Source organism: Synechococcus sp. Lug-A (assembly GCF_024345655.1).
GTDB lineage: Bacteria > Cyanobacteriota > Cyanobacteriia > PCC-6307 > Cyanobiaceae > MW101C3.
The window spans coordinates 122,700-131,770 of sequence record NZ_JAGQBN010000010.1 but is presented as its reverse complement, the minus strand read 5'-3'; the positions used below and the strand labels follow the sequence as shown (position 1 = coordinate 131,770).

The 9,071-nt window shown below is 71.1% G+C and carries 13 protein-coding genes; 9 read left to right on the top strand and 4 right to left on the bottom strand.

The window, feature by feature from the left end:
* A partial coding sequence (locus tag KBY86_RS09360; RefSeq protein WP_255140933.1) for a CbiX/SirB N-terminal domain-containing protein occupies positions 1-787 on the top strand: 787 nt, incomplete at its 5' end.
* Positions 784-1,608: a uroporphyrinogen-III C-methyltransferase gene (cobA, locus tag KBY86_RS09355; protein ID WP_094514585.1), complete on the top strand. Its 825-nt coding sequence runs from the start codon at positions 784-786 to the stop codon at positions 1,606-1,608. The genes KBY86_RS09360 and cobA, both read left to right, overlap by 4 nt.
* Before the next feature lie 45 nt (positions 1,609-1,653).
* On the opposite strand, the gene KBY86_RS09350 is transcribed toward cobA, so the two are convergent.
* Positions 1,654-1,815, bottom strand: coding sequence for a hypothetical protein (locus KBY86_RS09350; RefSeq protein ID WP_255100286.1), 162 nt, complete (start codon positions 1,813-1,815; stop codon positions 1,654-1,656).
* Between the two features lie 457 nt (positions 1,816-2,272).
* Between KBY86_RS09350 and KBY86_RS09345 the strand changes: the two genes are divergently transcribed.
* The 5 genes from KBY86_RS09345 to KBY86_RS09325 all read left to right on the top strand — a co-directional run bounded on the left by KBY86_RS09345 (position 2,273) and on the right by KBY86_RS09325 (position 5,468).
* Positions 2,273-2,749, top strand: coding sequence for a redox protein (locus KBY86_RS09345; RefSeq protein WP_094514580.1), 477 nt, complete (start codon positions 2,273-2,275; stop codon positions 2,747-2,749).
* 105 nt (positions 2,750-2,854) lie between these two features.
* Positions 2,855-3,037: a hypothetical protein gene (locus tag KBY86_RS09340; protein WP_094514577.1), complete on the top strand. Its 183-nt coding sequence runs from the start codon at positions 2,855-2,857 to the stop codon at positions 3,035-3,037.
* Positions 3,027-4,409 (top strand): NAD(P)-binding protein, encoded by a 1,383-nt coding sequence (locus tag KBY86_RS09335; protein ID WP_255140932.1) that lies wholly within the window; start codon positions 3,027-3,029, stop codon positions 4,407-4,409. The genes KBY86_RS09340 and KBY86_RS09335 overlap by 11 nt, the downstream gene beginning before the upstream one ends.
* A 16-nt stretch (positions 4,410-4,425) precedes the next feature.
* The gene (locus KBY86_RS09330; RefSeq protein ID WP_315855853.1) at positions 4,426-4,902 is read left to right on the top strand and encodes a hypothetical protein; all 477 of its coding nucleotides are present in this window, start codon (positions 4,426-4,428) and stop codon (positions 4,900-4,902) included.
* Positions 4,899-5,468: a pyridoxamine 5'-phosphate oxidase family protein gene (locus KBY86_RS09325; RefSeq protein ID WP_094514571.1), complete on the top strand. Its 570-nt coding sequence runs from the start codon at positions 4,899-4,901 to the stop codon at positions 5,466-5,468. Before KBY86_RS09330 ends, KBY86_RS09325 begins: the two co-directional genes overlap by 4 nt.
* A 24-nt stretch (positions 5,469-5,492) precedes the next feature.
* On the opposite strand, the gene KBY86_RS09320 is transcribed toward KBY86_RS09325, so the two are convergent.
* Complete coding sequence (locus KBY86_RS09320; protein ID WP_255140941.1) at positions 5,493-6,098, bottom strand: peroxiredoxin-like family protein; 606 nt, start codon at positions 6,096-6,098, stop codon at positions 5,493-5,495.
* A gap of 136 nt (positions 6,099-6,234) precedes the next feature.
* Positions 6,235-6,486, bottom strand: a complete 252-nt coding sequence (locus KBY86_RS09315) for a hypothetical protein (protein ID WP_094514568.1) — start codon at positions 6,484-6,486, stop codon at positions 6,235-6,237.
* Positions 6,487-7,002: 516 nt separating this feature from the next.
* Here KBY86_RS09315 and KBY86_RS09310 point away from each other — a divergent pair.
* Together KBY86_RS09310 and KBY86_RS09305 are read left to right on the top strand one after the other, a co-directional pair.
* A complete protein-coding gene (locus tag KBY86_RS09310) occupies positions 7,003-7,533 on the top strand; it encodes a DoxX family protein (protein ID WP_255140931.1) in 531 nt (176 codons plus the stop codon).
* A 26-nt stretch (positions 7,534-7,559) separates the two neighbouring features.
* Entirely contained in the window at positions 7,560-7,952 is a 393-nt protein-coding gene (locus KBY86_RS09305) for an MAPEG family protein (protein ID WP_255140930.1), read from the top strand.
* 156 nt (positions 7,953-8,108) lie between these two features.
* Here the strand turns inward: KBY86_RS09305 and KBY86_RS09300 are convergent, their stop codons facing one another.
* Positions 8,109-8,945 (bottom strand): SDR family oxidoreductase, encoded by an 837-nt coding sequence (locus KBY86_RS09300; protein ID WP_255140929.1) that lies wholly within the window; start codon positions 8,943-8,945, stop codon positions 8,109-8,111.
* Positions 8,946-9,071 lie beyond the last annotated feature (126 nt).

The following is a 9,071-nucleotide window of genomic DNA, read 5'->3' as shown; positions in this document are numbered from 1 at the left end:
CGATCTCGACCCCCAGCTGGCCGCCGACGCCATCGACCTGCTGGCCCGCCTGCCCCGAGGGCGGGCGCTGCTGCTGGGCCTGGCGGCAGACCGGCTCGATCCGGCCGTGGCGGCGCGGCGGCAACGGCGCCTGCACGCCCTGCCGCCCAGCCCCCTGCTGCTGCTGGTGCACGGCCGCAGCGGCGGTCTGATCCCGGACGACCTGTTGGCCCTGCGCGACACGCTGGAGCAACGGCGCGGCGCCAGCGTGCGGCTGCTGGCGCTCACCGCAGCGGAGGGGTCGCCCCATGCACCCCTGCCGCCGCGGCCGGAGGGGCCGGAGGGGCCGGAGGGCGCCACGCTGGTGCCCCTGTTCCTCGTGCCAGGCGGCCATGTGCGGCACGACCTGCCGGCGATCGCCGCCCGCTGGCGTCAGGCGGGTCCGCTGCACCGGCTGCCGTTTCTGGGGGCCTGGCGCTGCTGGCAGCAGGCCCTGGCGCAGGAAGTGCAGGAGCTGGGACAGGGGGCGGCCGCAGCGCCGCTGCTGCTGCACCACCCCCTGGACGGGGCGCTGGGCCGGCGCTACCTGCAGCACCTGAGCAGGATCACCGGTGCCGGTTGCCGGCCCGCTTCATACAGTGCGCCAGATCCACAGGAGCTCCAACTGGCGATCCGCAGCCCTGTCCTTGCTCTGGCGCTGGCCGCCAACCGCCTCACGGACAGCCTGCCGCTGGAGCTCGGCCCCCCCTTGCTGCAACGGCCGCGCCTGCAGCGTGTGCTGCTGGAGCAGCTCGCGGCGCTGCCATGACAGCCACGCCCCTGCCGGACGACGTTTCCCCTTCCAGCGGCGTTTCTGCCAGCGGCAAGGTTTATCTGGTGGGGGCAGGGCCGGGCGATCCCGAGCTGCTCACGCTCAAGGCCCACCGGCTGCTCAGCCAGTGCGATGCCCTCGTCTACGACTCGCTGGTGCCCAAGGCCCTGCTCGATCTGCCGCCGGCCGGCTGTGAGCGCCATTTCGTGGGCAAGCGGCGCGGGCACCATTCCGTGCCACAGCCGAGCACCAATGCCGTGCTGGTGGAGCTGGCCCGGCGGCATCGGCTGGTGGTGCGCCTGAAAGGAGGCGATCCGTTCCTGTTCGGCCGGGGCGGTGAGGAAGCGGCGCACCTGGCCCGCCATGGCGTGGCTGTGGAAGTGGTGCCGGGGGTCACCGCCGGCATCGCGGCGCCGGCCTATGCGGGCATTCCGGTCACCCATCGGCGCGCCGGCTCCAGCGTCACCTTCGTGACGGGGCACGAGGAGATCGACAAAGGGCGCCCCGGGGTGGACTGGCGCGGCCTGGCCCGCTGCAGCGACGGCCTGGTGATCTACATGGGCCTGCACAACCTGCCACGCATCTGCGAGGAACTGATGGCGGGCGGCCTGGCGTCCACCACCCCCGCCGCCGTGATCCAGCAGGGCACCGTGAGCGGCCAGCGCCAGCTGATCGCCGACCTCGGCAGCCTGGCAGCGCGGGTGACGGCGGAGGGGTTCCAGTCGCCGTCGATCGTGGTGGTGGGCCAGGTGGTGGAGGAGCGGGTGGCTGGCTGCGCCCCAGCACCGGCCGCCGTGGACATGCCGATCCCCTTCTGAACGCGGGAGTTCAGCACGGCGGTACACCCGGCTGGCCTTCGGCGCTCAGTCGAGCTGGAGCACGCCGCGGGTGCGCTCGCGCCGCTGGCGGTCCTGGGCCTCAAACGCCTCCATGCAGCCATCGGTGGGCGTGTCCAGGCAGCTCACGTAGCTGGAGGCATCGATCAAGGCGGCGCGCAGTGCCTTGGCGGCCGGCAACAGGCTCACGCCCTGGGAGCTGGCCTTTCTGGGCGGCGTTGGGCCCCTTGCGCACGATGCCGAGTTCGCTGAGCTTCTGCTCGGAGAGCACCTCCTTGAGGTTGGCGCGCTCCACCACCAGGTCTGCTGGGTGACCGTGTTCTTGAAGGCCGGCACCGACACGGTGGGGCGGCTGGTGGGGCGGGGGGCCGTGCGCTGACTCTGGGCCAGGGCCGGGGCGGGCAGCAGCGGCGTCAGCAGGCAGGGGGCAGCGGCGGCGCTTGCAACGGTTGAAGCTCTGTGGCGCATTCAACCAACCGGAACGGTTTCCGGTCCCAAAACGTCATTCCGTAGTGGTTGAAACGTTCAACTGAGTGTGATGATCGTTTAGGTAGACCACCGTCTGACGCCGGTTCCGCCCGGTGTGGCCCCAATGACCACAACCGCTCTGCCACAGGGCCCGCATCGCTCGCCCCGGCCGGCGCCGATGTTTGAGCTGATCCCCTACGAGAAGTTTCGCGATACCCCGGCGGTCCGCTTCTTCGATATCACCGTGCCCACCTCGAATGCGAGGGATCTGGTGGTGCACACCGGGCCGGCCGTGAGCCCCCCCGACGACCCCGCCACCGGGGCGTGGCAGTTCTATCTGCATCCCCATCAGGAAGACAACCTGCTGGCCATGCACGGCGGCCGCACCTTCTTCCTGGTGAACCTGGGCTGGAACTACCCATTCCACATCGTTCGGCTCGACACCGGCGGCGACATCCTGCGCATTCCGCCCGGCACCTTCCACCGCTCGGTGTCCGACCCGGATGGCTCGCTGGTGCTGAACCAGGCGGTGCGCGAGGAAGGGGCGTCGCTGGTGCGTGAATTCCGCGTCTACAACAGCCACAACATTCCCCAGCTCTACGCCGTCACCAGCCAGACAGCACCGCTGCCGAAGCTGCACGGCGTCACTTGGTGAGACATGGCCTCCAGGGGCTGGCGCAGGTGAGCAGCAAGCAGCGGGTGGTGCGGTGAGCCGACCCACAGCAAGGCATCGAGCTTTGTAACGTTTTATAAAAACGCTGTGGCTTCTCCCCTCTCCCTCGATCGCGAGTTCACCGTGGCGATGCACTCGCGCACCATCGACGACTGCGACGACATCGAAGCCCTGCGCGCCATCGCCAAGACCCTGCTGGAGGCCTGGCAGTTGCAGGCCATGTTCAGCGAGGACTACGGCGCCCAACTGCTCCGCGTCCATGCCCCCTGAGGCGAGCAGCCCGCAGCCGCAGCTGGCCATTGTCGGCGCGGGGCTGGCCGGATGCGCCCTCGCCGCCCAGCTGACGCAGCTGGGCTGGCCGGCACCGATCACCCTCTGGGAAGCCGGGCGTGGGCCCGGCGGTCGCGCCAGCACCCCCCACTCCCGCCACGATCCGCAGCGGCGGGCCGACCACGGTGCTCCACTGCTCACCATCACCACCGATCCGCCGCCGGCGCTGCTGGCGCCACTGCTGGCGGGTGGCTGGATCGAACCCTGGCCTGAACCCTGCGCCCGCCTTGATGCCAGCGGCGCCCTGCAGCCGATCGGGCCGGAGCCGTTGCTGCAGGGCAGCCGCTACCGCGGCCGCGGTGGCATGGAGCAGGTGTGTGCCGGGTTGCTGGCCCTGGCCGGCGCCGGCTGCACGCTGCACAGCTCCCGCCTGATCCAGCGGCTGGAACCACGGGCGGGCGGCGGCTGGCGCCTGCTCGGCGGCGATGGCGAACTCCTGGCAGACCCCGACTGGCTCGTGCTGAGCGGCACCCTGCTGGTGCATCCGCGCGGGCGGGCCCTGCTGGGCGCTGCACCCGCACCGCTGGCGGCGCTGGCGGCCGGCGACCCGCAGCTGGCGGCGGCGCTGCGCGTGATCGCCACCCTGGGCGCGGAGCCTTGCAGCAACCTGATCTGGCAGTTGGAGGGGGCGGCGGCGGAACCCTGGCTGGCCCTGCCGTTTCGCCTGCTGGAGTTCGATGCCGGCGCCCAGCACCGCTGGGGACTGCGGCGCGTGTCGATCCAGCCCGGTGCGCAGGGCCGCTGCGCGGTGGTGGCCCACTCCAGCGCCGCGCTCGCCGCCGACCATCTGCAGACGGTGGGCTCGGGCTCCGCCGCTGTGCAGCTGCCGGGGGTGAAGCTCGACCCGGAGCGCGAGCAGGCCCTGATCGCGCAACTCACGGCCGCCGTGCAGGCCGCGCTAGCCGCCTGGCTCCCTGAGGCGACCGGCCAGCCGCCGGCGGGAGAGCGGCAGCTGATGCGCTGGAGCGCCGCTTTTCCCCGCGGCGAGGGGTTGCCCGCCGACCTCAGCCTCTGCGCCCGCAGCCGCCTGGCGTTCTGCGGTGACTACCTGGCCGGGCCCGGATTCGGCCGCGCCGAAGGGGCGTGGCGCAGCGGCGAACACCTGGCCGAGCGCCTGATGGGGCTGCTGAGCCCCCCTGGCACGCCAGCAGTGGGCGCGGCTTCGGGCTGTCTGGCTGCAGAAGCGCATGAGGCTTCTACTGCGGCCACCGGTGAGGCTTCAGCTACGGCCACGGCTGGGGGTAGGCGTTCGTCTTCAGCGTGGAACGCGCGTCCCGACACGGCGGCCCGAGGGAGGCAAGACAATGGCTGAGCCCCGCCTGCCGCCCATGCCCCCGATGTGCCGGCCGCAGGCTCTGGCGCAGCAACTGAAGCGCCAGGCAGGGCCACTGCCGCGCCAAGCCGGGCGCTCGGCCGGCCACTGGTTCGCCACGGCCGGGCTTGCCGCAGCGGCGATGGTTGCTGTGCTGGCTCTGGTGCTGCTGCCGCTCCTGCAGGCCCCCGCCCCGGCGCTGGCGGCGAGCCCCGAGGCTTACCGCTGCGATGGCGATCCCTTGCTGGCCCTGGCCGACAACGGCGCCGTTGATGCCATCGGCATTCCCAACACGGCGGCGGGCACGGTGCCGGGCGCGTTCGTGGTGCTGCGGTGGCGCGGGGTGACGCTGCAGCTGCCGCGCACCAACAACGCCGGCGCCCCCAGCTACACCGACGGCAAGTGGTGGTGGAGCCTGGAGGATCCGGCGGCGCCGCGCTTCCAGCAGCGGCAGGGGGGCGTGATCAGCTACGCCTGCGAGCGCGCCGCTTGAGCAGCAGCGCCCTGCCCGCCTGGCGCGTGTTGCTGCGCGGTGCACGGGAGCGGGAGGGTCGCTCGCCGGCAGCGCGCTGGCTGCAGCTGGCCAGCGTGGGCGCCGATGGCACGCCACGGGTGCGCACGCTGGTGTTCCGCGGCTGGGCAGATGCGGTGCGGCTCGATCTGCTCAGCGACGGGCGCAGCGCCAAAGCCGAGGAGCTGGCGACCCAGCCGGCGGTGGAACTCTGCTGGCTGCTGCCGAAGGCCCGCAGCCAGTTCCGCCTGCGCGGGCGCCTGGAGCTGCCGGTCGGCGCAGACCTGCTGGCGGCGCGCGAGCGGCACTGGCGCCAGCTGAGCCCGGCGGGGCGGGCGTTGTGGGGCTGGCCGCCGCCGGGGCAGGCACTCGATCCGCAGGCGGCGTTTCCGAGCGAACTGGCCGACGGCACGCCCTTGCCGCCCCACTTTCTGCTGCTGCGCATTGCGGTGCAGCAGGTGGAGTTGCTGGAGCTCAGCGGCACACCGCACCGCCGTCAGCGCTGGCGGGAAGCCACCGGCTGGCAGTGCGAGGCGCTCAATCCCTGAGCCGCCTGTGCCGCCAGAACACGCTCAATCCGGGAGCGCTTCCCCCTCCAGAAAGGGCTCGAGAAACTGGAGCGGCCGGTGCATGGTGGCCGAGAAGCCCAGCAGCCCCGGATCGCGGTGCACGGCGAGCAGATGGTCGTCGGCGTCGATCAGGAAGGTGCCGCCGCGCTGGGTGAGGAAGTTGTCGCGGGGCACATAGGTGCGCCAATGGCCCAGCACTTCGATCATGTTGCGCAGCCGGGTGGTGGCCAGCTCGAAGGGCCGCAGCGGCGTGCGGCGATCGCCGGTGTAGCCACGCAGCACTTCCGCCAGCGTGCCCGGCGAGCTGATCCCGGCGCACATCAGCAGCAGGCCTGGCCAGGGGCCGGCGCTGGCCCCCAGACCCTCCGCCAGGTCAAGGGCGCGGTGCAGCCGGGGCTCGGAATCCACCAGCAGCCGCTCCGGGGGGAAGCCGGTGAACGCGCAGAAGCGCTCACGCCCGGGGCCATGGCTGATACCGATGGCCAGCACCTCGATGCCGGCGGACTGCAGCCGGGGCAGGGCAGGCACCAGCGCCTGGGCGTACTCGAGGCTGTCGAAATCACCGAGCTGGGGCCACAGCAGCACCAGGCGACGACGGCCCGGCCCCATGGCGGGCAGGCCGGCCAGGCGCTCCAGCAGCGCGGCAGGGGCGCGGCAGCCGACGGCCACTCCTGCGGCGGGAGCTGGGGCCGCTTCAGGGGCGGGGGCAGCGGTCATGGCGGGGGAGAAGAAGAAGGGAGCGGACTCAGCCCTGGCGATGGCGCCGGCGGCCGAGCGGTTCGATCCACTCCTGGCGGATCAGGTCGTTGTGCAGCTTGGCGGAGGAGAGGCGGCAGCCCAGCTGGATTTCGCCGTCGTCCAGCAGGCGACCGAGACGCAGCGCCGTGGCCTCCTCGACCCGCGAAAAGCCCTGCTGACGGGCCACGACCCAATCGAGCTCCGACGGGGTGATCACCCCGGTGGCGAGGGTTTCGATGAAGAGTTCGCCGACGGTCATGAACCGATGTTGCGGAATGTAAACATCCTGTCGCGAGACGCGGGCCGGCGCGGGCCCGGCCGAGAGCCGCACACGGCCAGACCGAGTCAGCCGCAGGGCCAGCCGCTGCCTTGCCTCCAGCGCTCCTGTGCGGCGCCACTTCCGTGCACCAATCGCTCAGGCGCACGGCGCCTCCTGCGGCCCAACGACTCCAAGTCCGCACCCGCGTCATCGCCGCAGCCGCTCGGCCCCGACCCCACCCCCCGACCTCGACCCCGCCCACAAGCCGGTCTCCTCACACTTCTTCACCTGTCGCGCCATCGTGTGTAAAGAAATGAAAAGTCCATGACCACCCTCACCCTGCTGGAAGTGTTCCTCGGTTTCCTCACCGCGGCCGTTGCCCTCTGGGCCGCCGGTCTGGCCGGCCCTTCCCAGGAACAGCTCTGAGCCGGCGCTGCCAGCTCCGCCTTTCTCAGAATTCCCGCCCCCCGTCCCTTTCCCCCTTCTTCCCCCCTCACCACCGCTCCGGCTGCACCCATGACCTCCTTTCTGTCCCGCTACGTGCTGCGGGAAGGCTTCCTCGCCAACACCGGCCTGCTGATCCTGCGCCTGGCCATCGGCGCGATGATGATCCACCACGGCCAGGAGAAGCTGGCAGATCCGCAGACCTTCGCCACCAATTACGTGGTGCCGTTGCACCTGCCCTTCCCGGTGTTCTTCGCCGAAGTGGCGGGCTTCTCGGAAATCCTCGGCTCCTGGTGCGTGATCCTGGGTTTCTTCACACCGATCGGTGCGCTGGCCCTGGCCGGAACGATGGGCGTGGCGGCTTACCACCACATCCTCACCAGCGGCTTCAACATCTACGTCCTGGAACTGGTGGTGCTGTACCTGGGCGGCAGCCTGGCGATCCTGCTGAACGGCCCGGGCCGCTTCTCCTTTGATGCCGGCATCCTCAGCGGCCTGCTCGGCTCCCGCCAGCCCCAGACCGCCGCAGCCGCCGGCAGCGCGGCCATGTCCAGCAGCGTGCCCCTCACCCGCGCAGCCACCGCTGTTCCGACCTCCCTCTGAGAATCGAATCTCCCCGCTGAGCGGACATGCCGATTCCCCCACTACCGGCCCTGGTCACCCTCGTGGCCATGGTCGGCTTTCTTGCCACCGTGATGCTGGTGGGCGCGGCTCGCGTCAAGCACGGCGTCAAACCGCCCTCGGTGGTGGGTCCCGAACCGTTTGAGCGGGCGCTGCGGGTGCAGCAGAACACTCTGGAACAGTTGATGGTCTTCCTGCCCTGCTTCTGGCTGGCGGTGGCCTTCAGCAGTGAGCCGGTGGCCACAGCGCTGGGCTTCGTCTGGGTGGGAGGCCGCGTGGCCTTCGCCGTCGGCTACCTCCAGGCGGCCGAGAAACGGGCCGCCGGTTTCGCGATCAGCTTCACCAGCAGCATCGTGCTGCTGGTCATGGCCCTGCTAGGTGTGCTCGCCAGGCTGGGCTGAACCCCGACAGGGTGGCGCCGCGCAGGCCTTGGCATTTCAGGAGGAATCGTTCAGGTCAGGAGGACCGGTTCGGGCCTTCTGCTTCGAGGCTGCTCCTCAGCTAATGCTGGCGCTGCTGGTGCTGCACCTCAGTTGTTGCTTCCCAGTCCTCGCTCTTCAGCTCCTGCTTGTCTTCGTTGCTGGTGAGGGTTTGCTGGTCATCCCACGCATGACCTGGCCCATGATCCTCACCCGCACCCAGCGCGGCAGGGGGACCAGGGCGTAGGTCAACAGCTTGGAGAGGGCGCCGGGCAGCACGGTGCCTTGACGCCCGAGGGCCTCAAGGATCGGCTGGGCGATCGCTTCGGGGTCGAGAGCATGGCCAAGGCGCAGGCCGGCCCGGCTCGCGAAGCCGCTGTGGGTGGGCCCCGGCGCAGCCGCCAGCACATCCACGCCGCAGGCGCTGAGCTCCACCTGCAGCGCTTCCGCCAGGGCCTGCACGTAGGCCTTGGTGGCGGCGTAATGGGCGGCGTAGGGCATCCCCTGAAAGCCCACGATCGAGCTGAGCAACACCAGACCACCCCGGCCCCGGGCGCGAAAGCGGCGCCCGAAATGGGAACAGGCCTGCATCAGCGCTCGGCCGTTCACCATCAGCAGCTCGGTTTCGCTGGTGAGGTCGGCATCGAGGAAGGGGCCCGAGCTGCCGAAACCCGCGGCGGCCACCAGCAGACCCACCTCCAGCGGATCCGTGGCGGCACGAAGCACAGCGAGCTGGTCGTCCCGCGCCAGATCCAGATCCAGCACGCGCACCTGCACGCCGTGCCGGGCAGCGAGCTGGGCGGCAAGGCCATCGAGCGCAGGGCGGCTGCGGGCCACCAGCACCAGGTTCAGCCCAGTCTCCGCCAGGCGGCAGGCCAGGGCATGGCCGATGCCGGAAGAGGCCCCGGTCACCACGGCCCAGGGTCCGTAGCGGCTGAGGAAATGCTGCTGACGGCGGGTACGGGCGGCTGTCATTGCTGGGTAGCGGCTGGAACGACTGGGGAACGGATGGAGCGCGGCTGGTGTACAGGCGGGGAGTGGATTGGAGCGCGGCGGGGACAGGCAGCGGCAGGCGAGCGGCAGTTCCGGTTGTTAGCCATG

What these genes read in the sequence shown, in the direction of transcription:
- cobA (WP_094514585.1), top strand. Translation starts at nt 784, where the DNA reads ATGACAGCCACGCCCCTGCCGGACGACGTTTCCCCTTCCAGCGGCGTT.
- KBY86_RS09345 (WP_094514580.1), top strand. Translation starts at nt 2,273, where the DNA reads ATGTTTGAGCTGATCCCCTACGAGAAGTTTCGCGATACCCCGGCGGTC.
- KBY86_RS09335 (WP_255140932.1), top strand. Translation starts at nt 3,027, where the DNA reads ATGCCCCCTGAGGCGAGCAGCCCGCAGCCGCAGCTGGCCATTGTCGGC.
- KBY86_RS09330 (WP_315855853.1), top strand. Translation starts at nt 4,426, where the DNA reads ATGCCCCCGATGTGCCGGCCGCAGGCTCTGGCGCAGCAACTGAAGCGC.
- KBY86_RS09320 (WP_255140941.1), bottom strand. Translation starts at nt 6,098, where the DNA reads ATGGGGCCGGGCCGTCGTCGCCTGGTGCTGCTGTGGCCCCAGCTCGGT.
- KBY86_RS09315 (WP_094514568.1), bottom strand. Translation starts at nt 6,486, where the DNA reads ATGACCGTCGGCGAACTCTTCATCGAAACCCTCGCCACCGGGGTGATC.
- KBY86_RS09310 (WP_255140931.1), top strand. Translation starts at nt 7,003, where the DNA reads ATGACCTCCTTTCTGTCCCGCTACGTGCTGCGGGAAGGCTTCCTCGCC.
- KBY86_RS09305 (WP_255140930.1), top strand. Translation starts at nt 7,560, where the DNA reads ATGCCGATTCCCCCACTACCGGCCCTGGTCACCCTCGTGGCCATGGTC.
- KBY86_RS09300 (WP_255140929.1), bottom strand. Translation starts at nt 8,945, where the DNA reads ATGACAGCCGCCCGTACCCGCCGTCAGCAGCATTTCCTCAGCCGCTAC.